Annotated in this window: 25 protein-coding genes and 4 pseudogenes; 15 read left to right on the plus strand and 14 right to left on the minus strand. The window is 58.6% G+C overall.

Annotated elements, in window-relative coordinates:
• Positions 1-94 precede the first annotated feature (94 nt).
• From AC1ECK_RS31880 to AC1ECK_RS31900, 5 genes and pseudogenes are all read left to right on the plus strand, one after another.
• Positions 95-1,237 (plus strand): class I adenylate-forming enzyme family protein, encoded by a 1,143-nt coding sequence (locus tag AC1ECK_RS31880; protein WP_480326471.1) that lies wholly within the window; start codon positions 95-97, stop codon positions 1,235-1,237.
• 26 nt (positions 1,238-1,263) lie between these two features.
• Entirely contained in the window at positions 1,264-1,572 is a 309-nt protein-coding gene (locus AC1ECK_RS31885) for an acyl carrier protein (RefSeq protein ID WP_480326589.1), read from the plus strand.
• 390 nt (positions 1,573-1,962) lie between these two features.
• A complete protein-coding gene (locus AC1ECK_RS31890) occupies positions 1,963-2,493 on the plus strand; it encodes an aspartyl/asparaginyl beta-hydroxylase domain-containing protein (RefSeq protein ID WP_480326591.1) in 531 nt (176 codons plus the stop codon).
• Positions 2,494-2,828: 335 nt separating this feature from the next.
• Positions 2,829-3,380 carry a hypothetical protein gene (locus AC1ECK_RS31895; RefSeq protein WP_480326473.1) on the plus strand — a complete coding sequence of 184 codons (552 nt, stop codon included), beginning with the start codon at positions 2,829-2,831 and terminating at the stop codon, positions 3,378-3,380.
• Between the two features lie 23 nt (positions 3,381-3,403).
• Positions 3,404-3,592, plus strand: a pseudogene (locus tag AC1ECK_RS31900) (hypothetical protein); the annotation flags it as partial.
• A gap of 208 nt (positions 3,593-3,800) precedes the next feature.
• Here AC1ECK_RS31900 and AC1ECK_RS31905 read toward each other — a convergent pair.
• The 6 genes and pseudogenes from AC1ECK_RS31905 to AC1ECK_RS31930 form a co-directional block, all read right to left on the minus strand.
• Positions 3,801-4,580: a hypothetical protein gene (locus AC1ECK_RS31905; protein WP_480326596.1), complete on the minus strand. Its 780-nt coding sequence runs from the start codon at positions 4,578-4,580 to the stop codon at positions 3,801-3,803.
• Positions 4,581-4,979: 399 nt separating this feature from the next.
• Positions 4,980-5,474, minus strand: a pseudogene (locus AC1ECK_RS31910) (TniQ family protein); the annotation flags it as partial.
• 25 nt (positions 5,475-5,499) lie between these two features.
• Positions 5,500-7,341, minus strand: a complete 1,842-nt coding sequence (locus tag AC1ECK_RS31915) for a TnsD family Tn7-like transposition protein (RefSeq protein WP_480326475.1) — start codon at positions 7,339-7,341, stop codon at positions 5,500-5,502.
• Positions 7,342-7,358: 17 nt separating this feature from the next.
• Positions 7,359-8,768 carry an ATP-binding protein gene (locus AC1ECK_RS31920; RefSeq protein ID WP_480326477.1) on the minus strand — a complete coding sequence of 470 codons (1,410 nt, stop codon included), beginning with the start codon at positions 8,766-8,768 and terminating at the stop codon, positions 7,359-7,361.
• Positions 8,765-10,963 (minus strand): transposase family protein, encoded by a 2,199-nt coding sequence (locus AC1ECK_RS31925; protein WP_480326479.1) that lies wholly within the window; start codon positions 10,961-10,963, stop codon positions 8,765-8,767. The genes AC1ECK_RS31920 and AC1ECK_RS31925 overlap by 4 nt, the downstream gene beginning before the upstream one ends.
• A complete protein-coding gene (locus AC1ECK_RS31930; protein WP_480326481.1) occupies positions 10,950-11,564 on the minus strand; it encodes a TnsA endonuclease N-terminal domain-containing protein in 615 nt (204 codons plus the stop codon). Before AC1ECK_RS31930 ends, AC1ECK_RS31925 begins: the two co-directional genes overlap by 14 nt.
• A 474-nt stretch (positions 11,565-12,038) precedes the next feature.
• Between AC1ECK_RS31930 and AC1ECK_RS31935 the strand changes: the two genes are divergently transcribed.
• From AC1ECK_RS31935 to AC1ECK_RS31970, 8 genes and pseudogenes are all read left to right on the plus strand, one after another.
• On the plus strand, positions 12,039-12,374 hold the full coding sequence (locus tag AC1ECK_RS31935; protein ID WP_480326483.1) for a PepSY domain-containing protein: 336 nt from the start codon (positions 12,039-12,041) through the stop codon (positions 12,372-12,374).
• Positions 12,375-12,606: 232 nt separating this feature from the next.
• Positions 12,607-13,389: a COG4705 family protein gene (locus AC1ECK_RS31940; protein WP_480326485.1), complete on the plus strand. Its 783-nt coding sequence runs from the start codon at positions 12,607-12,609 to the stop codon at positions 13,387-13,389.
• Between the two features lie 28 nt (positions 13,390-13,417).
• Positions 13,418-13,870 (plus strand): hypothetical protein, encoded by a 453-nt coding sequence (locus AC1ECK_RS31945; protein WP_480326487.1) that lies wholly within the window; start codon positions 13,418-13,420, stop codon positions 13,868-13,870.
• Between the two features lie 16 nt (positions 13,871-13,886).
• Positions 13,887-14,022 (plus strand): annotated as a pseudogene (locus AC1ECK_RS31950) (hypothetical protein); the annotation flags it as partial.
• A gap of 78 nt (positions 14,023-14,100) precedes the next feature.
• On the plus strand, positions 14,101-14,766 hold the full coding sequence (locus AC1ECK_RS31955) for a response regulator transcription factor (RefSeq protein ID WP_480326489.1): 666 nt from the start codon (positions 14,101-14,103) through the stop codon (positions 14,764-14,766).
• Positions 14,742-16,118, plus strand: coding sequence for an ATP-binding protein (locus AC1ECK_RS31960; protein ID WP_480326491.1), 1,377 nt, complete (start codon positions 14,742-14,744; stop codon positions 16,116-16,118). Before AC1ECK_RS31955 ends, AC1ECK_RS31960 begins: the two co-directional genes overlap by 25 nt.
• Positions 16,119-16,243: 125 nt before the next feature.
• Positions 16,244-16,443, plus strand: a pseudogene (locus AC1ECK_RS31965) (ABC transporter ATP-binding protein); the annotation flags it as partial.
• Positions 16,444-16,536: 93 nt separating this feature from the next.
• Positions 16,537-16,920 carry a hypothetical protein gene (locus AC1ECK_RS31970; RefSeq protein ID WP_480326493.1) on the plus strand — a complete coding sequence of 128 codons (384 nt, stop codon included), beginning with the start codon at positions 16,537-16,539 and terminating at the stop codon, positions 16,918-16,920.
• A 266-nt stretch (positions 16,921-17,186) separates the two neighbouring features.
• Here AC1ECK_RS31970 and AC1ECK_RS31975 read toward each other — a convergent pair whose 3' ends face one another.
• Positions 17,187-17,978, minus strand: coding sequence for a DUF1571 domain-containing protein (locus AC1ECK_RS31975; protein ID WP_480326495.1), 792 nt, complete (start codon positions 17,976-17,978; stop codon positions 17,187-17,189).
• Between the two features lie 854 nt (positions 17,979-18,832).
• On the opposite strand from AC1ECK_RS31975, the gene AC1ECK_RS31980 reads away from it, so the two are divergent.
• Positions 18,833-19,585 carry a hypothetical protein gene (locus AC1ECK_RS31980; protein ID WP_480326497.1) on the plus strand — a complete coding sequence of 251 codons (753 nt, stop codon included), beginning with the start codon at positions 18,833-18,835 and terminating at the stop codon, positions 19,583-19,585.
• Here the strand turns inward: AC1ECK_RS31980 and AC1ECK_RS31985 are convergent.
• From AC1ECK_RS31985 to AC1ECK_RS32000, 4 genes are all read right to left on the minus strand, one after another.
• Positions 19,473-20,240: an EAL domain-containing protein gene (locus AC1ECK_RS31985; protein ID WP_480326499.1), complete on the minus strand. Its 768-nt coding sequence runs from the start codon at positions 20,238-20,240 to the stop codon at positions 19,473-19,475. The genes AC1ECK_RS31980 and AC1ECK_RS31985 overlap by 113 nt on opposite strands.
• Positions 20,191-20,694 carry a hypothetical protein gene (locus AC1ECK_RS31990; protein WP_480326501.1) on the minus strand — a complete coding sequence of 168 codons (504 nt, stop codon included), beginning with the start codon at positions 20,692-20,694 and terminating at the stop codon, positions 20,191-20,193. Before AC1ECK_RS31990 ends, AC1ECK_RS31985 begins: the two co-directional genes overlap by 50 nt.
• Before the next feature lie 133 nt (positions 20,695-20,827).
• Positions 20,828-21,088, minus strand: coding sequence for a hypothetical protein (locus AC1ECK_RS31995; protein WP_480326503.1), 261 nt, complete (start codon positions 21,086-21,088; stop codon positions 20,828-20,830).
• Positions 21,089-21,221: 133 nt separating this feature from the next.
• Positions 21,222-21,755: a hypothetical protein gene (locus AC1ECK_RS32000; RefSeq protein WP_480326505.1), complete on the minus strand. Its 534-nt coding sequence runs from the start codon at positions 21,753-21,755 to the stop codon at positions 21,222-21,224.
• A 681-nt stretch (positions 21,756-22,436) separates the two neighbouring features.
• Between AC1ECK_RS32000 and AC1ECK_RS32005 the strand changes: the two genes are divergently transcribed.
• Complete coding sequence (locus AC1ECK_RS32005) at positions 22,437-22,856, plus strand: cupredoxin domain-containing protein (protein ID WP_480326507.1); 420 nt, start codon at positions 22,437-22,439, stop codon at positions 22,854-22,856.
• 121 nt (positions 22,857-22,977) lie between these two features.
• On the opposite strand, the gene AC1ECK_RS32010 is transcribed toward AC1ECK_RS32005, so the two are convergent.
• From AC1ECK_RS32010 to bufB, 3 genes are read right to left on the minus strand one after another with little or no spacing between them, the layout of a single operon-like run.
• Positions 22,978-23,388, minus strand: coding sequence for a DoxX family protein (locus tag AC1ECK_RS32010; protein WP_480326509.1), 411 nt, complete (start codon positions 23,386-23,388; stop codon positions 22,978-22,980).
• A gap of 50 nt (positions 23,389-23,438) precedes the next feature.
• On the minus strand, positions 23,439-24,254 hold the full coding sequence (locus AC1ECK_RS32015; RefSeq protein ID WP_480326511.1) for an HvfC/BufC N-terminal domain-containing protein: 816 nt from the start codon (positions 24,252-24,254) through the stop codon (positions 23,439-23,441).
• Positions 24,226-25,116, minus strand: coding sequence for an MNIO family bufferin maturase (gene bufB / locus AC1ECK_RS32020; RefSeq protein WP_480326513.1), 891 nt, complete (start codon positions 25,114-25,116; stop codon positions 24,226-24,228). The genes AC1ECK_RS32015 and bufB overlap by 29 nt, the downstream gene beginning before the upstream one ends.
• Between the last annotated feature and the right edge of the window lie 8 nt (positions 25,117-25,124).

Consider the following 25,124-nt stretch of genomic DNA (forward strand, 5'->3'; position numbering starts at 1 on the left):
TCCGCTCGACCCTTCAGCCGAGAGATTCAAGGTCGCTAGGAGCAGGCTGGTAGACGCTGGTGTTCAACCAGGTGACGTCGTCGGAATGCTAAATATGCAATCCGAACAATTGATTCTGACGATGGTCGCCACGTGGCAAATGGATGCGATAGCATGGCCGCTTATGTCTGAGGGACAAATTGACGATTGCACGATCGTGTTGAACAGCGAAGGAGAGGTCCGGCGCAATGAAAAGAGGCGATTCGAAGAGCTCGCAGCAGTAGCCGTGCTGCATACAACTTCGGGGTCGAGCGGTGTGCCGAAGACGGCGTGCCGCAGTGTCGCCAGCATCGCGGTCGAAGCGGCAGGCTACAGGGCTGGAATGCAGCTCCACACGCAAGATCGCATCGCCGTCCCGTTACCAATCTCGCATTCGCTGGGTTGCAGCTTTACGATTAGCGCTTTGCTTAGCGGTTGTGACATCTATGCCGACAACCGGCGCGTGCCCTCCGCGATCGCCAGCGACCTCGACACCGGCAGACTAAACAAGGCAGTTCTAACACCCAGTCTCGCGCGCCTGCTTAACCATACGCGCCGATCGGGGCCATGTGCTACGGACGGGGTGCTGATCGGCGCGGGTACCGTCACCGAGGACTTGGCATCTGCATTCCAGCAACGCTTCGGCGTGCCAGTGACATGTGGGTATGGGTCGACGGAAACCGGGGGGACCTTTATCGGCCCATCGGGAATCGGCCAACCGATCGGCGGCGTAGAGGTCATTTGGCCGCTGGTAGGCGAGCAGGGTGAACTCGTGTACCGCACATCGACACCGGTACTCGGATACCTCGGCGATCTTCCACGCACCAGCCTTATCTGGAGGACGGGCGATATTGTCTACCGGGAGAAGGGGCAGGACATTCGTTTCGTAAGGCGCCGCAGCGAAGAGCGTATCCGACTGAACGGACGCTTCGTGGATACACGGGATTTGCGTTTGGCGCTCGATGGTATTCCCGAGGTATCCGAGCACGCCACAGTGGTGATAGCAGACGAACTACGGCTAGGAGCAGAGACGCTCTGGTTGCTCGTGGCCACGGATCAACTGTCCGCGGCCGAGATTGCTCATCGTCTTTCATCTCCGCGCGAGCATGCCGCAGCGCGGATCGTGACCTGCACAGCGTTACCACGCAACGAAATCGGCAAATTGGACCGATCGGCCATAGTGGAGTTAGTGAGGCAATCATGTACGACAGCAAATTGACATACCCACCAATCGACCTGAATTCTATGTGCATAGGCATTTTCCTATGCCACGCCTTCTTGAGCCGGAATGGCCAACCAGTCGCGGGGCGGCCGCCTCTGGCGGAGGTTCTGCTGATCCCAGATGTGGCCCATCGACGTCTCTCCGAATTGGGTGTTGATTCACTCGCCTGGATGGAGGCCCTAACGACCCTCGAGGCAGACCTCCATATTTTGATAGGCGATGAGTTGTTGGCGGAGTCGGATATATCGAGTTGGATCATCGCACAGGCAATTGCCCGCGCACTCTCGACGAAATCGCCCACGTCAGGCGGAACCGACAAACTGGTGGCATGACCAAGACCAGCTCCGCGGTCCGCACCACACCGTCGAAAAACTTCTAGATCCAAGCATGCTCACATCTTTCAATCGGGCGACGTCCAGGGATTGTCGACCTGTACGAAGGCGACCACTCGGCCCAACATTGCGGAAGGTAATCCGATGAACCCCCTTAGTTACGCAGTAACCCGTTCCGCAGTCGAGCGTTGGGCTCAAGACACGGGGGTCGCGCTCGACGACCTTGAGCGCATTCTTCAAGGCGTAGAGCTTAGCGCGAGTCAGCGCGTGCCTTCCTTGCAAAACCGACAGCGACCAACGGTCTACTTTCCTGGTCTTCGCACCACGCCGTTCTGGGACAGATCTGCTTTCAGTTGGACCCCAGTGGTTGAGGCCATAGCTGGCAAAGCAATGTCGGAGTTCGGGGCTGCCACGTCCCAAGTGGAGGAAATGGGCCAGATTAAGACTGTTCGGACGGAACGTGGCACTTGGTTGGTACAGTATCTTTCCTGCATCGGGCGCCGTGACGATCGAGGCATGAGAACATTCCCTGAAACTGGCGCTGTGCTTTCGGGCATACCCGGCGCACTTAGTTGTGGAATGGCCTTTTTTTCCACCATAGTCAGCAACACGCACATCCTTCCGCACTACGGTTTTACGAACGCCACTCTCCGTTGCCATTTGGCTCTCAGCACAACGGAAGGCTGTCGTATCCGGGTTAGCGACGAGGTCAGATCGTGGAACGAAGGCGAATTGCTAATTTTCGACGACACCTTCGAGCATGAGGTCTGGAACGACTCTCGCGCGTCTCGAGTCGTGCTGCTATTTGACGTGTTCCATCCCGACCTCACGTTCGAAGAAACTCGCGCAATAGAGTTCATGTGTACCCTGTGGCGCAAATCCCAGATGCGTGTTGCGCTCACAAGCGCACCGTCGTTTTGAAGAATTCGGAGTTACGTCGGCCGTATTTCCTCGTTCGTGTTCTTGTCATTGGAGAGGATTCGACCGAATTGATACCGTGCATACGGTGACCGCTCACGTACTATGCGGGCTGTGACGAAAACGATGCCGAGCTTGGACCATCAATCTTGCCCTTTTTCTAGGACGCTTTTACACCGGCATGCGGCTAAACGAAAGCAAGCTCTTTGGTTTTCGATCGAGATCTGCTGAAATGGTGATCTGCCCGGATCGCAACGCGTCGCCGGCACTCGCCAAAATCCGGCGGCGTGGCAAAGTGGCGGCCGAATGCGTGATGGAACGCGAATTGCACGCGCGCCGTGAGTATCGCTGCCTTCGCCGAGGCTTCGCGCGGTCATGGCTTCCCATCAGGAATCAATCTCCTCATAGCCGGTTCGCCAAGGTCGCGACGTGCGCAACGCAACTCCCGCAAAAAAACACCCATCCGCGAAATGCTGTTGCCGATTTCTGCTGCTGACGCCAAGGCTGTTTCGCTCGAACGCCACCTCGCGCTGGTGACGATGCGCAGCGGGCACGGAAATGCCGACGTGATGAGCTGTCTGCTGAAGACCGTCTATATGACCTATTTTCTTCACGAAGTGCAGCACGGACGTTCAGCGCTCGATCCGTTTCGCGAGGCCGAGCGCGTGCTCACCCGAAGCGTGGCGAACGCGGAGATTGAGGGTAGCTGGTCGATACCGTATGCCGGCTGTGCAATCCTCAAGACAATCCTGGCGTTGCATGACCAGCAACTGGCGTCTTCTCCTGCGCACCTGCTAACTACCGCACAAAAGCGTCTTAACCGGTTCATCACGAGCAACCGTGTTTCGCCGATTCCACCCTATACCGGAGTTGACAGCGCTAACGCGTAACCGATGCCCCGGAGCGATGTTTTATGGACTATCGCGTCAGATACGAGCACAGCCTGGCAAGTGCGCCCGACAACTTCATCGTGTATGTTCCGTCTCAACTCATCGAGGGGATACCCGCGAACATTCCGCGCGCGCTGGTTCCTGAGTTCATCGCTGACCTGATTTTGAGTCGATCTCCGCAGATCGGCAAAATCCGGAATCTACGGATTCTCGGTGATCAAACTGCTTCGACTGATGGGGCCAAATATAAAAATCCGACAACCAACCATGTTTCGAATCCGTAACAAAGGTTCATCGACAGCGAGTATCGATGATCCATTGTGCGCGGTGGAATGCCATCTGCAGTTCCTGGGCTTGGCAAATACCGAAGGGCCGAAATCTCATGTCGGCAATCGTTCCGGTTTCACACGTACCAAGCGATTACCGAACGGAGTCGATCTGGCGACGAACAATAGCCCGAATGTCCGATGTCGATGCAAGCCCCGCACGTGCCAGTACTTTTTTGATGCCCAGTTGATATCCCTCGATCAGAAGCTGGCGGACGGCAAACTGTATCTGCCTCTCAATTTTCGTCTCGTTGAATTGCCGGATTTCTTCGCGCAACTGGTCACTGGATCTAACGGCTTTGCGCACTTGGCCTGTGGTCAGGCCAGAGGCAGCCCCGAGTCGCAGGTAAGACGCCCTTGACGGGCGATCAACGCTGCCGAGTAGCGCAGTGAGTGTCTTTCGCAAAAGTTCTACTCGTTGGGCTATTGCCTGACGGCGTTCCTTGCTATTGAGTTGATCCTTCTCTGCCCGAAGGTCCAACAGTTGTTTGTCCAGCCAGGCTCGATCGCGGAAGACGGCCCGGTTGTACGCGGTTGTATTTATCAGCTTGTCGCGTCTTCGCGTGGGCGACAGGCTTGTGTCTCTTATTCGCTGCAAAATATCGGTGCGGTCTTCCTTCACCGAAGGAATCTGATCAATTCTCGGAAACTTCGCGAGGAGCCACGCCGAGTCATTGAAAAAAAGATACCAATAAATGGCGCGGCTGAGCACGGACGCAGGCCTTCCCGGGGATCTCTCTGCGCGCGCCAATAGTTCCGCCCTTGCGGCCTTGATCGACATTGGTCGATGGATGGGCGATGGCTCTCGCGAAGCTCTGCGAATGATCGGTTGTTGCTCGAATCCAGCCGCAGCGCAGTCAAAGTCGATGTTCATGGCCGCCAGCAGTGCACAACACTCCGGAGCTCTCGCTTCGGAGAAATACGGCCTGAAAGAGAATCCAGCTTCGTGATATGGCCCGACGGCGCGTCCATCCTCATTGGCTCGCCCGGATGGGAACGCTGTGTCGAGAGTCCTCCGGTAATCCCTCTCTGCCAATGCCTCTTTCAGGAAGGAACGAACTTGTCGATTGTTCCATCGTGGCAGCCCGCTATTCAAAGCACTAACGCTCAATGTTATCAACCGGCGTTCCGATACTGACGGACGAGATCGCGTCCGGTTTTGCCGCAGGTCATCTCCACATCGGCAATGGATGGGCAGGCAATTCACAAGTGAGCGGGCCAACGTCAACCCGCTCCAGTTGCATGCGCGGCAACGGGTAAGCAAGGGCCGGTAATGTTCCGGACAGAAGAGAACGTTAGGGAGTTGATGCGCTCGGTGCCAATACGGCTCACCATGCACTTCATGGTCCTGCGAAACGCATTCCGGACAAAACTTTATCTCGCGCCCGCGGCCGGTGCCGCGGGAAAGTCCCAACGGGGTCAACAGGCGTTTTTCTCGCCCGCAAGACGCGAAGATTCTCGGGACTGATCTGGTTCCAGGGACTCGAGATTGCTGGTTGCTTGTAGCATCAAAGGCGAGCCAATAAGGCAGGGTTGTCAACTCTGTCAGTGCCTGCTCATAGGTTGTTCCCAACGCGGTCAGCAGGCGCGAGAGAGGTGGTGAATTGTCTATCAGGTCAACTATAAGACGATGCAGGCGCAGCCCGTAACCTGCATGCTCAAGCAGGCTTTTCCACGCGCCAGTATCGTTGTGGGCGGCGGTCCGGGCCAGCCATGAGCCAATTATCTCGTCCGGATGCGGGGCGGGGACATACGGTACGTGCATCATGCGATCGGTCTTCCAAGTGTACCCATTAGATGCGATTCAATCGGGCAAGCGCGTGATTTTTCAGTGCCCGGGACCAGTGCCTGATTCCAGCCTGTCGCTGAATTCGCCAGAGCGTCGGCGTGTCTCCGTTGGCGGTTGATTGCTCGATTGCCCTGTTGATGCGTCGCTGCGCATAGTCCTTTCGCGACTCGGTGTTTCGATCAATGCATGCTTTCAATCGTGGAAGCTTGGAGAGATGCGAACGAACCATCGCGTCACCCAGGTACTGGTAAAGCATCGTTTTGCTCACTCGCCGCCGCATATCTGACGGTGCGATCGCCTTCAGATGGGCTTCAAGATTTGTCGTGAGCTTTTCATCGCGTTCATCCCAATTCACTCTGGGCTTAGCGGGCCGCCGGCACATTTGAGATGCGTTGTTGTCTTCCAGCCATGTCCTGTCATGCCGATATAGCCAGGCGAAGTCTGACGGAGCAATAGCACGAGCTCGCTTCACCCCTTCGCCAGCGGCAACGGATAATGCATGACGCCAGTTCTTTCGTCGTTTGATGCGCTCCGCTTCCAGATGTGATGCGCGCTGCTGATTTGCAAGCTCGGAAGTTTCGTATCGCACCCGGTACACGGTTGGCAATGAGATTCCGCAAGCCCGTGCAACGGCGGCTGCCGAGTCGCCTCGAGCTAGATTTATCTGAATCTTTCCAATAACTTCGTCGTTGAGTTTTTTTCGGCGATCAGAAACCGGAACGCCAGCCCTGCGTCGACGATTGATAATCGTGTGTACACATTGCCCCGAAAGTCGAGCCACTGCTCTGCATGACAAAGTTGTATCGACCAGCAGGCGATCCAGCTGATCCGTGGTTCCGACCTCGTGTTCATGGACGCTGGTGTCGTTTCCCTCGCCGGTGTGGTGTGTTTTCACGCATTTGGCCACGATAGCATCGACGAAGCCGTCTATGCTCCCGAAAAGAAACTGGATGAGCACAAGATGGCACACTGGATGGATGGAGACCTCGGGCTTCCGAAAAATTGTTCTCAGCCACGCCAGTGGCATGGCCTCGCTGGACAACAATCGGCGCGCGTGCGGGAATCCTGTGAAATCGTCGTTGTCTTGCCTGAGTGCATATGCGAGAGAATCGAAACAGATCTTTCCTTTTGCATTCAGGAAGCCTTTTTCGTCAGCGCCTCGAACATATGCTTCGAGGCGGCTGGACGTTGGCAACACCGGAAGGTTTCGGTGCAAAAGGTCTGCGGACAAACTGGCGAAGCGTCGAGCTAACATTCCGGCCGGTCTTTCCGCAATCCGCTTTCTGGGCATGTCGCTAGGCAGGACAAAGCGATGTGGATTCGTCAGTTGGTCGGTTGGCACATACTCATTCAGCGTGACGGCGTGCCTGGGACAACAGGTCACCTCCGGCAGGTGGTGATCCCTATGCCAATAAGTAGTCCCAAACCGCGCGATGTCTTCCTCGACACAAGCTTGGCAATACCGGAACGTCGAGTGTGCGCCGAATCCGTTGGCCACAATACCCAGAACAGTCTTGACGCTGCTTCCCTCGCCTTCGATAAGCAGCTGCTGAACAGATCGATGTCGCTGAATCGAAAGAAAGGGACGGTGATACGGGTATGTAGTGCCGCGATCGATAATTTCTTCTGCATTGCAGCCAGGAGAGAATGAACCAAGACGGTCGTGGAGAAAGCGAAGTCGTGACGGAAGATCGATAGACGGAACGCCAGAATATGTACCAAAAAATTCCCTCATGCAGAGCCGCGGTGGGAGAACTGCGTTGAGGGCGGCTGTTCTTGCGAGAAGCGAGTACAGAAGCTCGTTCGGCAGCATCTGCGGCATATAGGCGATGAATAAGGCGTCCATGTTCCGCCCCTCTTCAGCTACCTTGATGTTTCGAGAAGCGGATCTTCCAATGGTAAATCATAGTCAACCGCTAACCCATTACGACTTTTTGAGGACGGCTTGGTTTGCTTCGATTTCTTGTGTCCAGTGTCCTTAATCTCTAACTCTTCGAACTCTTCCGTAACTTTGGCTACATCGGGTGGATCCATGCCCATCAGTAGCCGTAGGGCCTTGTAGTTTTCGCCGAATAGCAGATCGTCGAAGGCACGCAGCCTCTCAGGCTTGCCGCTTAGCAACGCAGATATAGCCGGCTGGAGAAGGGCCAGGTCGACAGCAGCAACGCGATCGAACGCTGTCACGTCAACTACCTCCCGACCGCCGATCTCATTACGTTGTGCGAGCTTGAACGCCAGCACGGCGAACGCGGTGTTTCCTGCCGATGCTCGAAACCATGCGTCTCGAACGCGTTCGGTGAGCGCGCCTTTCTGACGGACATACGTGTAGTCCCAATATGTCTCGCAGAAGTCGGCCCACTGCGGATCTTTCCTCGACATTGGGCGAATGACAGTATCCCCTTCGGAGACCAGCTTCCTTGTGTTGCGAACGCTTCCTTCGGTGACCCGCTGTACAGCGGGGGTGGCAAGAACGAGCAGGCTGATGCCAAGGCGCTCAATGACCTCACTGAACAGATTGAGCATCTGCTCGGCATGATCTCCTCTTGCATTCCGCAGATTTTGCACTTCATCAATCACAAGCAGTCCCAGTGAAACGGTGGTGGCTACTTGATGCATGAGTTGAGCCATGGGAGCAATGTGGCGGACAGCGCGTGCCTGTCGGCTGTACTTGGTTCCAAGCAATCGATCGATCTCGTCAAAGAACTGGATACAGAGACTCTTTAACGTCGCGTCGTGCGGAACCCGCAGGAAGAGGTAAACCACCTGATGGCATTGCAGGAAGCTCCCTTTGTACCCGGTATGTTTGATGATCTGTGGATACCGAAGGAGAAATGCCTTTGCGAAGGTGGTCTTTCCCATTCCACTGATTGCGAGCATGCAGTGCCCTTGGGCAGAACTCTTCCAGTCGGCGGGGAACTGGAGGCCGTCGGTCTCGCGAGCCGCAAGCGCGTGGCGGCGCTGACGATCGGTGATGGTCAGCGGATTTCGGGCGACATAGGTCTCGCGTATCATTATCGCAAGCGCCATGTTTGCCTTCTGATACTCTGGAAAGGGAAACACAACGTCATTCAGCGTGGACAATTCCATCATTCTGACAATGTCGCCAGATCGGCGCGTGGCTGCGGTTGGTGTCGGCGGATAATGCGCAAGATTGGTCAAAAACTCGGTTCTCGATTTTTCGATCCTGGGAAGTGCTTCAATGAATGGATTATCTTTGAAGCGCTGCACCCCCGTTGGTTGGTACCGCGCAGGACAAGCTGTCGTGTCACTCATCGTTTCCTCCGTTGCTTCCGAATCGCTTCAAGGCTGCGAAGCCGTTCCTCCTCTTCTAACTTTTTCCAATCGTCTATGTCTGGGGTATCAATTGCCACTTTCTTGGGGGTACGTGCCTGAAAGCCGGCGAGTTTGCGCTTCATATCGACAGATTCGCGCATACGAAGAGTCGATTGCTCTTCGCGTGGGACAACGCTAACTTCAACGCGACCGGATCGACGACCCCGACCTTTCCCGCTACTGCTGATCACTCGACGCAGGCGTCCTTCGTGCTCGGATCTCGCCCAAAGGCGAGCCCCTTGGCTCGACAAGACCGATTCCTCGTCAAGGGATGTGCCGAATAGCTCCGCTTCGCCGCCAGCGGTGATCCTGAATAGAGCCCAATCTCCTTGGGGATATGGAACGTAGATCTCGTACGGTTCAGTCTTGTCGAGGCGAACCTGAACTTTCCGAGGGCGGCCGGTAGAGCGAGCGGCAAGATCTATGGCTTGCTCGTTAACCGGCTTGTACGATCGCGTCCGGTAGCGAAGGATTCCACTTGCTATGGATGCTGTGTCCGAGGCGAGTAGGAGGCGGCGATAGTCTTTGTCGGCAAATGGCGGGGTGCGTAGTCCACTGATGTTCGCCAATCCCCACAGATATGCTGTTTGCGGAGTTGGCGGCACACCTGCCTGAACGAGTGCGCGCCTTCTACGAAGCGATTTGTGCGGACGCGTATTGTGGTCGAGCACGATCTCGATAAGCAGCCGGTAAGCGTCGCTCAACGAATGAACAGCCGCAGTGCGAGCTTTCCTCGCCTGTTTCCTGCTTTCAGGGTCAACCGGTCGGTCAGCGTATGCACCAGCCATCCCGGAGGCCGCCGTGCGTCGCTTCAATTCGCGAATCAGTCGCTCGACGATAGCTTTCCCGTCGGGACAATATGGAGGCAAGGGCGTGAGATCGATGCGAAGATCTTGCACAACTGCTTGCTCCATCGACTCGCTCAAGTACTCCGAGCCTCGGTCTGGACACAACACCGCACACATCTTTCCCGTCGGCCATCGTTTATCGTCTACATCAACTCCGAGCATGCCGAAGCGCTTCTCCCGGGAGGTGAAGGCAATGAGCAACGCGTACCTGACTTCCTCGTATGCAGGAGGGAGAAGAGAGAGGTACACGGAGACGATGAATCGGCTCCATCGGTCAATAATGATATAGATGGTTGGCTTGCCGAGAAGCACGTGAGGAGGGTCCTGGGACACCAGATGGATACGGCCACCTGTCGAATCTACCTCGTAGACTTCACCTGGTCCCGATGCGTGCAGTGCGCCGATATAACCCTCGGTCCGGGAGAGCGCGCGCATGTTTTTCGCAAGGTCATCACTCAGGCGAGCATGGCCGTTTATGTAGTAGCGAAATTGCCGGATCGTAATCGGTTCCGGACGCTTGCGGCCTATGTACTCGGTGTAGGCTTCAGGATGTCGTTCTCGGAAGCTACCCGCGAGATACGTTTCGTGTGCGGCTGTTAAGAATGTTGGTCCTCGCTTCAGTGCTGCTTTCAGAGAACTGACCATGTCTGCAATGTCGTCATCGCTTACGATGAAATCGTTCAGTCCAAGTTCGTCAGCGAGAATGGATTGCTTGCCTCGACGCTTGATCTGTACATCGGGTGAAGTCTTTTCGGCTTGCGCTATCGAGTAGGTATTTGTACCCGGCCTCGCTCCAGGTGGCAGCGGGAGCAACCCTAATCGTGTTCCACCGAAGTAATAGTATCGAAGAACGAGGCGACGCAATGTTATGAAGTTTGTGTGAGTGGATTCCGCTCGCTGTTTGATGACGGCGGTGAAGCCGTTCCGCGAAAGATTTATTGAAGCATCGAAATCCGCAATGAGTGGCTGCACGAGCGACCATGCGGCTTCCAGCGATGCGGCCCGCACTGAATCATTCTCGGGCGCATCCAGCATAACCGAGGGCAGAAGGAGGCGCCCCCAGACCGATCCTTCATCGGATGCTAGTGCGGTTAATTCTGCAAGCGTCTTGCGCGTCGGTCGGCGAGCGTACCTCGCATTCTCTGGAGTGTCGACCCACATGACATATACGCATTCGTCAAAAACATGGGTTACTCGCAGATACCGGCAAACGTCGTTGCTGATGCGTAAAACAATCCCGGGGGAGGGAGCAGGTGTATGAAGAGGCTGAAACTCAAAGGCCGACACGTGCGTCTCGTAGCACAAGTGGCTGGTTCCCCGCCAATGGCTGTTTCAACGATATAGGAATGTCGTCGCGCCACGCGCAGTACCGAAAGACATCGGAAGCTACCGGGTCGGGAAGGCGCAACTTCTGTCCGACATTGAAAATTAGCTCCTGCAATGGTACGTTCGTTCGATACGACTGAAGGAAGACTTCCGAAAATCGCGAAGTGCACTCCCCGTCGGGTTGGTATCGATGTCGGAACCAGCTTCGGATGAATCTGAGGTTATCAAGCAGGACCTTGTTGAATCGGGTCGTGTCGACCAGTGTCCATGGAATTCCGTGCTCGCTGCACCATCGATATTCGACAGCAAGGCGTTGCTTGATCTGAGGATTCTTCGCATCTGCTTCAGTCTTGATGCTTGCTGCCCTGACCGTGACGGTTTTTTCCGATGTGCTGGTGATTAGAAGGTCAATTGTGAACGGCTCAGGCCAACCATTGCGGTAAGGGTGACGTACTCCCAGCAGTCTCGAAAGTCGAAGCGTCCCATCGATATCGAGAATGGGCCATTGTTCCCGCAGGTCGATTGTGTTTCGCTGTCGTTCGATGAGGAAGAAATAGGTCATCTCCAGCTCGGACAGGAAATGGAATGGTCGCGAAACGACAATTCCAGGTATGGTCCCCGACGTTCCTTGTGACGGAACATCGCGTGCCTTGAACCATGGAGCGTAGAGTGCCCCTTTTCCGACGCCGCGTCCTCTGCGAATGCGTGATCGCAGGTAGGCGGGATATAGTGCCGGATCTGGTGGCCATTCCATGGCAACGACCTCTAAAGCGTCATAGGCAGCGTAGGCTATTTTGCAAAAATATCCACCACTTTTGTCACTTCAAGGGTTTCTTGAATTGACTAAAATTATGGATATTTTGATCAATTGGTGAACGACAAATATGGGGCCGTCTCAGAAAACGGAAAATAAAGCACGCTGAGCCAATACCTGCCATCCCCGGCGATAACGGCGACGGCTCGGCTCAGTGACGACTAAGTCTGCCTGCGTAGCTTCTCCACCGTGCAAATCCCTGCACGCTTCTGGAGAAGCATCATGTACCGCTACACCAAACTTTCCCTTCTGGCCATCGCCATCGCTACGACTGGCGCTGTCGCCTACGCCGCCAAGGGCGGTATGGAAAACGACGCCATGGCGATCACCAAGGCGAGGATTCCGCTCACCCAGGCTGTGACTGTTGCCGAGCAGCACGCCAACGGCAAGGCGTCACGCGCCGAGTATGAGAACTCGAAGCAGGGCTGGGTCTATGACGTGGAGGTCGTCAGCGGGGTCAAGGTCTTCGATGTCCGGGTCGATGCCGACAAGGGCACGGTCATCTCGTCCGCTGAGGACAAGGCGGATCACGATGACGATCACGACAAGCAAGACTGACAGTTCGTCAGCATGGCCGGATCGTCCGATGTGAATCGATCCGGCCCGGAGACCTCATGGAATCACTCAACCAGGCACTCTTTCTCTGGCCTACCGCCTTGCCACCGACATCCATCGCCGACTTTTCGGCAGGCTGATCGCGCTTGGATGGGTGCGCGAGTGAGCCTATGGCCTGGCTAAGTCAGCCTGGTCAGACTGATGCCAAACCTTCTTACTTCGGCAGGAGAACACCATGAACAATATGCCCCTAACCAGCTTCACGGGCTGGCTCAACAAAGTCCCGGAAGTCACGCTGTCGTTCTGGATCATCAAGATCATGTCCACCACGGTGGGCGAGACCGGGGCCGACTTCCTGGCGGTCAACGCGGGCTTGGGCCAGGGTGTGACCCGCACGGTCATGGCCGCCTTGCTGGCAGCCGCCCTGTTCACGCAGTTACGTACCCGCCGCTACACCCCTTGGATTTACTGGTTGACGGTGGTGCTGGTCAGCGTGGTCGGCACCCAGATCACCGACCTGCTGACCGATGGCCTGGGCGTCAGCCTCTACATCAGCACCTCGGTGTTCGCCGTGGCACTCACCGCGATCTTCTTCGTCTGGCATCGGGTCGAACGCACCTTGTCCATCCACGACATCGTGACACGTCGCCGCGAGCTGTTCTATTGGGCCGCCGTTCTCTGCACGTTCGCGCTGGGCACCGCTGCTGGCGATCTGGCGACTGAGGCATTGGGCTTGGGCTTCACCTGGGGCGCGGTCGCATTCGGTGCGCTGATCGGCATCACCTATGCCGCCTGGCGCATGGGCGGCAATGCCGTGCTGACCTTCTGGATCGGCTACATCCTGACTCGCCCGTTCGGGGCCGCGCTCGGCGATCTGCTGACGCAGGCCAAGACCTACGGCGGCCTCGGGATGGGTGCCATGTGGACCAGTGCCCTGTTCCTCTCGGTGATCGTCATGCTCGTGACCGTCGCACAGATCGGCATGAACGGAAGCCGCTCTGCCCAAGCCGCCGAGTAACCCTCTTTGCCACTCTCAAGGAGAAATCATGCCCATGCAGCACTCAATCGCTCGTCCTGTCGCCGCCATGTCGGTCGCCGTGCTCCTGGCCCTGGCGGCCGGTTGTTCCAGGTCAGCCGATCAGAGTAACGCGAGCGCAGCACCTACCACACCGGCCCAGACTGCCTCGGCACCGCAGGGCAAAACCACCTCCAAACTCGGCGACCTGTCGGCGTTCCACAGCATCGCCACTGACGTGGCCGCCATCGTGGACAAAGGCGACTTGCCCGCAGCCAAGGCTCGCATCAAGGATTTGGAAGTCGCTTGGGATTCGGCCGAGGCTGGCTTGAAACCACGGGCAGCTGATGACTGGCATGTGCTCGACAAGGCCATCGACAAGGCGTTGGCCGCCCTGCGCGCCGATACGCCGAGCCAGACTGATTGCAAGGCAGCCATGACCAACTTGCTGAAAGTCTTCGACACGCTGCAAGGCAAGGTCTGACCAGCGAGCGCTTCCCGTGAAAACATCCACTGAACGCGCTGGCCAAAGTCCCCGAAGTCACGCTGGGGTTCTGGCTCATCAAGATTGCTGCCACCACGCTCGGTGAAACAGGCGGCGATGCCGTCTCGATGTCCATGAACCTGGGCTATCTGTCATGCTGACCGCGATCCTGCTGTTCAGAAAGCGGGCAGCCCGGACGGCGCATTGAAGAACGATTGAACGGAGGGGAAATGCGGGTATTGCTGGTCGAAGACGACCCCATGATCGGTGAAGCGATTCAGGGTGCATTGAAGGATGCGTCCTATGCCGTCGACTGGGTGAAAGACGGGCGGACCGCCCTCACGACACTGGGTTGCCAGCACTATGACCTGGTGTTGCTTGACCTGGGCTTGCCCGGCAAGGATGGGTTGGAGGTGTTGGTCAGCATCCGCGCCACGGACAACCCAGTTCCCCTGCTCATCATCACGGCGCGCGATGGCCTGGATGATCGTCTGCGCGGCCTCGACGGCGGAGCCGACGACTACGTGTCCAAACCCTTTCAGATGGCGGAACTGCTGGCCCGGATGCGCGCCGTTCTGCGACGCAAGGGCGGCAACGCCGCGCCCGTGCTCAGCAACGGCATGGTATCGCTCGATCCGGCCACGAAAGAGGCTAGCGTCAATGGCGGTTCCTCGGTACAACTCTCCAATCGCGAATTCGCGCTACTGCAAGCCTTGCTGGTTCGGCCTGGGACCATTCTCTCGCGCAGCGAACTGGAAGATCGCATCTACGGCTGGGGGGAAGAAGTCGAAAGCAATGCCGTCGAATTTCTGATCCATACGCTGCGGCGCAAGCTGGGCAGCGAGGTCATCAAGAACGTCAGGGGGGTCGGATGGATGGTCTCAAAAGGCGCTTGAACGAATCGGTCCAGCTCAAGCTGTCCTTCACCCTGTCACTGGCCATCCTCGTGGTGGCCATCGTGGCCGGTGTCTTCTCATTCCTGTCGGCCTTGGATGAAGCGCACGAGCTTCAGGATGACGTTCTACGCCAGGTGGCGCAGCTCATGGATCGGCAGCGCCTGTCACCGGCCCCTCTGACCGCCGATGTCCGCCCCAAAGATGCCGATGAAGAATCACGTGTGATCGTTCAGCGTCTGGGCGAGGCCATTCCCTCTCCGCTAGCCGTGGATGCAGGAGGAATACTCCCGCTCCCGACAACCCTGGCCGATGGGCTGCATACGCAGGAGGTTGGTGGTGAGACATTCCGCGTACTGGTCAAGACGACGACTGCTGGCGAACGCATCGCCGTGGCTCAGGAGTCCGGTTTCCGCAATGAAATCGCCCGCGACGGGGCACTTCGCACCGTGACGCCCTTCCTGATTCTTGTGCCGGTGCTGCTGCTGATCGTCGCCGACCTGGTGCGCAAGATGTTCCGGCCTATTGCCGCGCTTTCCAGGGAAATCGACCTGCGCGCCGAGCAGGAACTGCACCCCGTCGAAGACCGTCACCTTCCGGTCGAGGTGCGCCCGTTCGCCGTGGCGATCAATCGCCTGCTCGCCCGTGTCGGCCAGTCTGTGGCGTCCCAGCGTCGCTTTGTGGCGGATGCCGCGCACGAGCTGCGCTCGCCACTGACCGCCCTGTCGCTGCAAGCGGAACGGCTGGCAGAAGCTGAAATGTCCGGCCTGGCGCGCGAACGGCTGACGGTGTTGCGCCAAGGGATCGAGCGCGGCCGGAGCCTGCTGGATCAACTCCTGACCTTGGCCAAGGCGCAGTCGGCTACCGACCTGCCGGAGTCGCCGCTATCCGTCCAGGGCATCTACCGCCGTGTGCTGGAAGACCTCATGCCGCTGGCCGAGGCCAAGCACATCGATATCGGTGTCGAAGGCACGCAAGACGCCGAAGTGTGGGCGAGCGAATTGGACATGATCGCCATCGTCAAAAACCTGGTCGATAACGCCATCCGCTACACGCCAGAGGGAGGGCGGGTCGATCTCTCCGTGGGTGTATCGGAAGGGAAAGCCGAGCTGCGTGTTCGGGACAGCGGGCCAGGCATCCCGCTGGCCGAACGGGACCGGGTTTTTGATCCCTTCTATCGCACGTTAGGCAGCGAGCAGATCGGTTCGGGCCTGGGACTGTCCATCGTCCAAACGATTGCCCATCGCGTCGGTGCGGAAATCCTCCTTAACTTCTCTGACCAGGAGAAGCAAACCGGTCTGGACGTCACCATCCTCTTTCCGGCGCCTCCCACAGTCCGTGCAGATCAGAAGTAGTCAGGCTCAATCTGACGCTGATAATACTGGAGCTGAGTTGCGCGTCTGAATACGGCTGGTTGCCACTACTACCGGTCGTGGCCTGCCTTGACGCCTAACGTAGTGCGCGTTTTGACGGGTACCCCGAGTCGCCCGGCGATGCGGTGTATCTCTATGCCGAGTCGCCGTGGCGCCGAACGGGCTTGTCGCGCGCGTTGCGCCGCTCGAGCGTCACGACCGGGGCGAGGCGCTGATCATCGGCGCCAGCCCTGACCATTGCCACCTGTTCGGCAAAGAAGGCCGGGCGTTCGAGCAGAGGATTGTAGAGGTGCTGTTCGTTGCGTGATTCCGGTTACTTGCGCGTACTACCCCCGTGCGATCCACTCGCTCCCGACGGCTGAAAGTCACTGCCGAAACCACTCGAGCCGAGTCCGCCCCCGTGGCTATCGCCGTGCGCTGTGCCGTGCCCGCCGCCTGCCATGGCGCCGCCATGATGAAAGTCACGATCATGGTCATGTCCGCGATGAAAGTCGAAGTCATGGTCATTGTCATGATCATGGTGGTGATGGTGAAAGTGGTCGATATCGACAAAGCCGAGAAAGCCTCCTTCGTACAGGGGGTACCCATAGCCGGGACCGCAGTAATATTCAGCGCCCGCAGGATTGGTCATCATGTACTCCTGATCACAGGAATTCATCGATGTGTCGTAAGGCGTCGCGGCACAGCCGCCCAGCACCGCGGCTGCAAATACCCCTGTCAAAGGGGGCAAAATCATGTGCTGCACGGTAAGACCTCATCTAATGCAGCGGAACGACTCCGCTAAAGATTTAGACCGCGGCGGGGTATGAATGTCCACGGGCCGTGCGGGCGAAATTCGTTACCGCGTGTGACAAAACGAGGTCACCCATCTCGGCGAGACCTGGTCGTTGGGGAGTGCGAACCGCTCGGCCAGTCGTTAAGGTTGAGAATCTCACGGGACAGCGTCGCTGCGATGTCGGGCAGGATTGCAATCAGCATGGCGTGACCGCGATTGGACTCATACGATTTGAGTAGAGAGACCGTTGCATGGACGTTTCGCTGGACTCGGCGTCAGCGGAAGCCGTATTCGGGGTTATGCCGGTCGAAGGTGGATTCGGTCCAATGGTGCGGCACGATGTCTTCGAAATGGATCAGTTCCAATAGCTCGCCGCGTTCGTCCCATGCGACTTCACCGCTGGGCCACGGGTGCTGAAGATCGAACAGCAGTCTCACGCGCCGTGCATAGTGGGCTGGCGGTCCCGACGGAGCAGTCCACGTCCAGGCAAGCCATCGCATGCCGCGCACGTTCAGGAGTTCGATGCGGGTCGGCTTTTCAGTCAGACCCTCTTCACGAAAACTGCGGGCATCGTGCTCGATGGTGCGCGCGATGAACTGCAGGCCGAGATCGCGGACGCTATGGCGGGACTGGGCGCGCGCGAACGACCCATCTACTGCGACCTTGCCTGACACGAGACGCAGCGGACCGCCCAGGTGGCCGTAGATGCTCACGGGGTCCGACGTCTCGTCGTAAAGAATCTCCTGTCCCGCATGAGCGCCGTCAGGCAGCCACTTTGCGTAGACCCTTCTCGGGGTGTCCTGATATCGGATAAGCATGTGATCGGGCCGGTCGGGCCATTTGCCGGATATACGCTCCTGCCGGAACATCCGGTATTCGCAGGCGTCGTCGGGAACCATATCGGACCGCGCGTACTCGACGAAGGCTTCCGGCTTCATCGCGTCCATCAGGGAAAGGATCTGCTCGTCCGTCAGCGACACAAGTGAGTGGTTTTCAATCCGCGTGCGTAAGGACGTCGCCTGTTCGGGAGCCGTGAGACACCGGAAGTGGGCGATGTCCGCGCTCACGGCGTCCGCCGCGGCAGCATCGGCGCATACCGCCGATGTATCGGATGGAGCCGGGGTAATCGGGCTGGTCGATTGCGCGCGAGCGCCCGTTGAGACGATCAGGCACGTCAACGAGAGCGCGCACAGCAATGTCCGCGCGGTCGCCTGCCATCCCGCAGCAGGCAGCGCGCTCCGGCTTGCCGGGCGATCGGAAATGTGAAGTCCGCCAGATATCATTGGTTCAAACCGTTGCTGGTTTCCCGGCTTCTGAGCGCCCGTCCAGGCGTGCTGCCTGCGTCGATCACCATGACCCGCAGTGCGCCTTGGACACGCGGCCAGTCAGCGTGCATCCCATCTCCTGACTCCCCCAGTAGAACGTGATGCGGTTGCCGTCACGAAACAGGCGGAACGCCGTCGCTCATGCGAGTAATCCGACCCTCCTGCGATTCCAGCCCAGTCGTTAATATCCGCCACTACCGCCACTACCGCCACTACCGCCACTACCGCCACTACCGCCACTACCGCCACTACTACTGCCGCTACCACTGCCACTACTGGACGTCGTGTCGCCATGCGTGCTCGTGTTTGGCGAGCATCCCGCTGCGGCAACCGCTAAAACCATCAGGAATACTGCCAATAGCCGAGTCGATTTCATCATCATCTCTCCAGCGTCAACACTCTTAATAAACGTACGGCGAGGCCGCTATATTCCAATCGACTGACGTGAAAATTTGCCGTGGCGGAGCAGCGAGTACTTCTGGCACTAAGCCCGGGCACTTCGCAATGCCTTCCGCAGCATCAAGGGCTGGGCAAAAGATGGAATAGACGCCCGCGCGAAATCGTTTAAACGATATACGAACCAGCGGGAGACTTCGATGAGCACTCGACAACGGCACGTTATCCGCTCTGTCAGCGCAGGGCTGCTAATTGCATCCGTTGCGTTGTTCGCCGGCTGTGGTGGCGGTGGCGGCGGTAGCACAAACAGTACGTCGATGATTTCGATCGCCGGTACGGCTGCAACAGGCAAGGCACTCGCGAACGCGACGATTAGCATCGACTGCACGCGGGGCTCGATGTCGGTCGCAGCAGATGCGAACGGAAACTACCATGCGACGTTCGGCGCAGTGATGCCGTGCATGATCGCTGCGACTTCGGGCGCGACGATGCTACATTCTGCAGCGTTCGCTGGTGGCACGTACAACGTCACGCCAGAAACGGATCTGTTGCTGGTGTATCTGGCGGCACAACTCGGTACGAATGAAAATGGCCTCATCACCGGCTTCACGACGAACACGCAGTTTCAGCAGACGCTGCAGAATCAGACCGACGTTCTGACGGCGCAGGCTGCTGTGGTCCAGGGTCTGCAGCAGAAGTACGGCGTTACGCTTTCCACTCCCAATTTTTTGACCACCGCATTCACAGTCGGCCAACCAGGCGAGGACAGTGATCTGGAAGCGCTCGTCGCTCGCGGCGCAATCGACACTAACGGCGAACCGGATGCAGCCGCCGTCACACTCATGGCCACGGCGGGGGGCGCAAATCGGATTGCGACATCGCCAGGCACCAGTTCAAGCGGGACCGGTGGAGCAGGGGTGGGCGGCACTGGAAGTACAAGTGGCATGATGTGAGACGACAAGACACATGATGCTCGTGGATCACCGTTGACTGCGCCATGGAGATGACGGCTCGAACGACTGCATCGTCCTCGGCACTCGTGCCAATGCCCTGAACAAAGGATCGGTCGAGCTTCAGCACACCCAGCGGCACCTTGCGAAGATAGCTCGGCGATGAGTAGCCCGTACCAAGGTCATCGACTGCGATGGTTACGCCAAAGTCTTTCAGTCTTCGGAGCGTCTCGATGCTCTTTGCCGTATCCCTCATGATCAGGCGCTCCGTGACCTCCAGTTTCAGCGAAGCAGGTCCAATGTGAGCACTGGGGAACGCTGCAGCCACGTCGGCAACGAGGCTGAGATCATCAAACTGCCGAGGGGACAGATTGACGCCAGTCTGCAGTCGCGGCTCTGTTGGGAACTCCCTCTGCCGGCGGGCGACTTGCCGGCAAGCCTCTTCCAGTACGTATCGCCCGAGCGGAATGATCAGGCCGCTTTCTTCCGCGATCGCAATGAACCCGGACGGCGGCAACAACCCTCGCGTGCGTGGATCGCAGTGGCTGGCGTGTCGTCCGGCTGGAGCCTGCGGACAATATCCGTGTCTGCCAGTAAGCGTGTCAACCTCAACCCGCCGGGGGTGGCGGTGGCTGCACGCCTGGGGGATGCAGTGCATAGGGCCGGACTCCGGGCGGTACCATCATGTGCCCGCGGACCGGGACGCGATCACCGACGGCATACATACACTGGAGGTACGCATAGTCGTAGCGGCGCTGCACATCGTAGGCCGAGCCTTGTGCGGCACTCGTGCCAAACGCGCTCCCGACGAGCAGGCCGATACCCGCGCCCACGGCCGCGCCGGAGCCTCCATTGAACGCCGCACCCGCAGCCGCGCCGAGTCCCGTTCCAATGGCGGCGCTCCCGACCGCGCTCGCGGTTGCCGCTTGGTTGGCCGATACTCCGCCCACCTGGTTGAACGCAAATTGCCGGCACGAGGCGTCGTCTGCGCGGAACTGGTCGAACGTCTTTCCGGTGCCGGGCAACGCCATCACGCTCGGAGCTGTCGGCAGGACGGAGCACGCGCTGGCACAGATGAGCGAAGCAAACAGGGCAAGTCTTGAATACTTCATGATGTTTTGAACTTCCGGGTGATCGTCAACGGGAAGATGCGGGCTTCGGAGGCACTTCAAGCCACCCGCCAGGGCACTGCCTTACGTAGGGGTAATAGGCCCTGGACGCATCGCAGTAATACCAGGCTCCGCTCTACTGGCCCGGGCCGGCTGACTGCTGCTCTTGTTCGACGTAGTTCACCGGAGCGGCCGGTACGGCGACGATGGGCGGGTAGTAGTACGGGAGCGGCGCGACCGGATAGACGAAAGGGGCACCCACGCCGACAAAGACCCGGACGCGCCCGGCGTCTGATGACCCGGATGCGCAGGCGACGGCTAACACCGCCAGCGTGACGAAAATCTTCAGGCCTTTCACGACAAACTCCTCAATGGACGTGTTTGCCGTCAGCGTCAAGCAGACGTCCTTGCCGGCTAACGGCCGCCGGTTGCCCTACTGCCGCTGAGCGGCTTGCGTCATGCGTTCCTGAGCGGTCACGTTGGACGATCCCTTGTGAGCGTTGCGAGAAACGCGCAAAGGAAAAGCTGGACTAGTGCCGATGCATTCCGCCGGACCCGTTCATGCCACCGAATCCATGCATTCCGCCGGACCCATGCATGCCGCCGAATCCCCTCATACCACCGAAGTTATGCATACCACCGCCCGGGAACGGACCGCGGTGAAAGCCCGCTCCGATTGGGACACCAAAATGACCGTGATCCATCCGATGGAAATGATCGAAGTGGTGAAAGTGATGAAAGTGATCGACAAAGATCAAGCTCACGCCCGCGCCGATGAAAAGCGGCGGGCCCCACCACCAGAGGTCGGGATATGGATAGGCCGCAGGCGGGTACCACAGCACGCTACCATCCGGGTTTTGCACGATCTGCCAGGTCCCGTCGCTTTGCAGGCACGAACGTCCGACGATCTGCTGCATCGTGCCGTCGATTTCTGCCTGTTCGACAACTGCGCGGCAATTCGTGCTGTCGGCTGGCGCCGGTTGCTCGTCATAGGTTTGCGCGAGTACAGGCGCAGCGAAGCCGAGACAGACGATCAATGTCCCGAAACGAAGCAGTTTGTCCATGATGTATGGCCACATGAAGCCCCGACGTTTTCGACGTCGTGTCACCGGCGTTACCCAGCACATCGGTGTGCTTGCGCAAATTCATGCCGCGGGTCTGACAGCCGTGGAGGCTTGCCGCCCGTGACGTGGTTGCCCAATGAGTAAACGATGGAGCACGCCGCCTTATTCCAGCGCCGGACGTATGACGTGGGCCGTGATCCGGCAATCGCCTTTCCGTGCGCGCCGATCAATTTGTACGACCGAACCGATCGATTGCGGGCACGATTTCGGTCGGATGCCTTCGGCGTTGCACATTCACAAAATGTGCAGGGATGCCGGATCGTAGTGCGTGTTGCCGACCTCGCCGCTGTGCGGCATGGTTCAGACCGTTCGTATTCGCGAAGGTCGATGGCTGTTGCAGTCGCACTATCTCTAGAACAATGGAATAACCCGGGTGCGCTGAACGTTTTACTTTCGTAGTAGTCAGGTTACCTGAACGATCCGCGCGTGAAATTCACCGCGCTGCGCGACGACTACGACCTGGACCGCGGTCTGAGCAGCGCCTGTTGATGACGACCGGCAGCACGGTCGCGTCACGGCGCTTCGTCCGGACCTTGGCACTGCTACGCCCCGCCCTGACATCATGCGTAGCGCGGTCAGCCACAAGCACGATGGTCACGGCGATTTCTAGAGGAAAACATCATGATTCCCAGTCCACGCGCCGCGATCTTTCTTGGTGTGACCGCGCTCGGCCTCGTTTGCAGCCCTGGTTACGCAGGGGAGACGATAAAAGCCACGCTGCTCAAAACCAACACGATCCAGCTTGATACGAGTCAAGTGAAGGCCGGGTCAGTCACGTTTGAGGTCAGCAACGCACCCGACACTGGTATGACACACGAATTCGTGGTCCTCAAAACGGACCTGGCCGCCGACAAGTTGCCGGTTAAAAACGGACAGGTGCCAGAGAGCCAGTTCAAGAAAATGGGAGAGATCGAGGACATGACCCCCGGCACAGGCAAGCACATGACGCTCAAGTTGGTACCCGGCCGCTACGTACTGATCTGCAACAAACCCGGCCATTATTCGATGGGCTTGCATGCTTCGTTGGTCGTCACGCCCTAACCGGCTCGCGTCATGGGGCCTTGATACGCCACGATTCACTGTTCCCCGATGTACGCAAGGGGCGGTGACGTTTCCGTCACGACAACATCAAAGTCTTTGAAGTCGGCCAGTCGTTGACGAATTAGCCGATCCAGCGCTTTCGTAGCCAATGATCGACGGACAAGGGTCCGGCACCGCGGCATAGGAGCACCAGCAGCATGGCCGCCCACTGGATATGCGTGGGCCATGCCTGGGGATAGACGAATACTTCGATGACGCTTGTCATCCCCAAAAGCACGAACGCCACGGGCCGGGTGGCCAAGCCGAGAATCAGCAGCACCGGCGTCGTCAACTCGATCGACACGGCCGTGTAGGCGGCGAGTTCTGGCGGCAGGAGCGGCAATCTGTATTCTTCGCGAAACAGGGCAACGGCGGCATCCCAGTTCGCCAGTTTGGTCATCGCGGAGTTCCAGAAGACCGTGGCAACCGCAATGCGTAACGGGATGGCGAGGAGCGCGTAGGGTACACGCTCGAGCCATCGGGCAAGATGCATGATTCGACTGCTATTGACCGGTGACAGGGTGCCGGGTTGATGAGAGCGCGTCATGTGTGGGTCCTCCGGATCTCGCTCGCAACTGCCTCGGGAACAATGCTGACCTCCGCAAGGCATCCGCTGGCCAGAAGCGTGGCGAGCACGCTGTGCGCACCGTCGCATGGCGTCGCTTCCAGTGCCGCGGACAACGGCTTTCCCGAAAACAGGTCTGCTGTAAGGCGCCATTCGCACTTGTCCAGACGCATTACCTCGATACCGCTCTGCGTCCGGTGAACGAGCAGCCAGGCAGGACCCTCCGCGAGATTGACCGCTGCCATGGCCCGGTCATCGCGCTCCAGTACCGCACGCCAGATGTTGTCGACCGGGAATTCACATCGCAGCAGGCGTACCGCAGGGTGAGGCTCGAAACGCAATTGCGTGGACCTTGCCTCCCTCAGTGCAGTCAGGCGTGCGATATCGAGCGGCGGGGCGTCGGGGGCGTGCAGGGCAACGTTGACGTGCCATTCCAGACGTGCCACGTCAGCGAGGTAAGGCACCGACGCTGCCTGGGGAAGCCGCGCCAGAAATTCTGGAAATTCCGCGCCGTACTCATCGAGCCACGCACTGCGCGGCGGAGCCTGCGCGATGAATAGCCTCGCGGCGCCCTCAAAAAACTCCGGACCGACCAGATGTTGCACCGCCGGGAAGGCCGGGCGAAGGGCTGTGGCGAGCACGCTGGCGCAGGTGTTCCGGTAAATGGCCAGCCGTGCGCCCGCGTCCAGTCCGTCCGCGATCACCCAGGCCGACGTGCCGCCGTCCGTGCTGTCGAGCAGGCCCCGCTGCATCGCGTGCTGCAGTTCAAGCAACGTTGGCGGGTGTGCGTCCATGGCGCTGCCTTTTCAGTTCAGTGTCGGCGAGGGCGGCCTCTTCGATCAGCGTTTCAATCGGCGGCACGCCGGTATCCCATTCGATCAGTGTCGGAACCGGCCCGAAGCGTCTGAGTGCCTCGCGATAGAGCGTCCAGACTTCCGGTGCGACGCGTGAACCGTGGTCGTCGATGCGCAAGGTCTTTCCGTGATCGAGCTGCCGGACGCTGTGCCCGGCGAGATGGATTTCGCCAATCGCGGCCGCAGGCAACGCATCGAGGTAGGTCGCCGCATTCCAGCCGTGATTGCAGGCGCTCACATAGATATTGTTGACGTCGCACAGGATGCCGCAACCCGTGCGTTGTGCGACCTGGGCGAGAAATTCCCATTCTGGAATCGTCGAGTGACTGAACCGCAGATAGGTCGACGGGTTCTCCACGAGGATGCGCAGCCTGAGACAGGCCTGAACTTCATCGACATGTTGGCAAACAACGTTCAAGGCCTCTTCTGTCATCGGCAGTGGCAACAGGTCGGCCATATACGTGCCTCCGGCGATGCTCCATGACAGATGTTCGGAAATGAGGCCGGGGTCGACTCGCTCGACGACACGACGCACCCGTGCCAGATGCGCGTCATCAAGCCCTTCGGCGCTGCCGAGGGACAGCCCCGTGCCATGCAGCGACACCGGATAGTCGCGGCGTATCGCGTCCAGGTATTGAGGTGCGCTACCGCCGCCCATGTAGTTCTCGGTATGCACCTCGAACCAGGCGACTGCGGGTCGCGTTTCGAGCACCGCCTGGTGATGGCGAAAGCGCAGCCCGATGCCGGCCTTCACCGGAATCGGGCTGAACTCCTGCTGCGCCTGGACCGTGGGAATGCTCATCAGCGGGT

Source organism: Paraburkholderia sp. SSBN10T (assembly GCF_056619545.1).